The sequence below is a fragment of the Microcoleus sp. S13_B4 genome (assembly GCF_036700885.1).
GTDB lineage: Bacteria > Cyanobacteriota > Cyanobacteriia > Cyanobacteriales > Microcoleaceae > Microcoleus.
Map to the genome: position 1 here is coordinate 1 of NZ_JAUBPU010000152.1, position 1,282 is coordinate 1,282.

The 1,282-nt window shown below is 41.7% G+C and carries 2 protein-coding genes; both read right to left on the bottom strand.

From position 1 onward, the window contains the following. Window positions 1–344: 344 nt before the first annotated feature. A complete protein-coding gene (locus QT994_RS27660; protein ID WP_333180337.1) occupies window positions 345–665 on the bottom strand; it encodes a hypothetical protein in 321 nt (106 codons plus the stop codon). Further along, on the bottom strand, window positions 551–1,219 hold the full coding sequence (locus tag QT994_RS27665) for a transposase (RefSeq protein WP_333180333.1): 669 nt from the start codon (window positions 1,217–1,219) through the stop codon (window positions 551–553). The genes QT994_RS27660 and QT994_RS27665 overlap by 115 nt, the downstream gene beginning before the upstream one ends. Window positions 1,220–1,282: the final 63 nt, after the last annotated feature.

The window sequence follows — 1,282 nt, forward strand, 5'->3', positions numbered from 1 at the left end:
TACTGTCAAAAGAGGCAATGGAACCACTGGGATTCCCTCCCGAGATCGCTTGTTAAATGCTCCGGTAAATATATTTGCCCCCTCACTGCCGAGCGAAAATACCTCAATGCCTGGGAGTCTATGAGACCTTACACAGCCTCTTTCTGAGCTTCAGAGAGGGGCTTTGTTGTTTTTGCTGATTAAGTGGCCCTGGGGGGGTGACAAAGAGGTCTACGAGATAGAGTGTATAAGGGTTGCAGCCCGCCTGGGGGGGTGAAAAAGAGGTCTAGGAGATGGACTGTATAAGGGTTGCGGCCCGCATACCTTGTTGATAAAAGCGGCGTTTAGAAGGAGTTAACTTGCGTTTACTGTTCCACCTCTAAAGAATATTGTTCTAGATAATTAACCCACTTTTCTCCATCTAATCCAACACCAAATGTACTGCGTCTGCGATATTTTTTCTTGGGTTCTGTGCGACGAGATACATATTTTTGTACCTGCTTTTTCTTAAGTTCAGTGCCTTGAAATATTGCTGAACTGTACGCAAGTGTCATGAGCAGAATCATGTTAATTAGTCGGTTCCCTTTGAGGCTTGTTCCTTCAATATCATAGCCTCCTTTTTTACAGTCTCGGAACATTTCTTCAATGCCCATCCGCTGCTTATAAGCATTGATGGCTGCTCGCAATGAGCGTCTGTGAGAATAAACCAAGCTTCTTTAACTTGATATTTCCCCGAGTTCCTTCTCCACTTACAAGCCAGAGCAAATCCGGTAGCAGGTCGAGTTTTCCTCACTTTTTTTCCTTGAAAATACAAAGAAGTTCCTGGTACTATCCCTAATTCATCCAACCGTTGCCAAACTAAATGTTCTGTTTCGATACAAAGATTCTTTTTCAGTCTTAAGCAAAAAGACACACCCTTTTCCTTAAGCCAGTTTGCCAAATCAACAGAACAAAATTCACGGTCTCCTAAAACGATGACTTTATATTTTGAAAATAATGGTAAAACTTGCTGTAGATTGGTACTTTGTGACTCGAAGCTACTGTTTCCTAATGTGGGCAACAGTGACCAGTATAATGGAATTGCTCTTCGCGGACATATCAGGCTAACCATAAAGAGATTAATGCACCCCCATTGACTGCGGTCGATTGCGATTGATAAACGAGTACCAATGGGGCAATAAGTGGTTAACCAATAAGTAATTAATGGGAACCAAATTAATGAGATATAGGACTTACGCATTGACAAAAAATATCATCTATGTAGTCTAGATAATGGCATCCTTGTGAAGGTTGGCAAAAATAT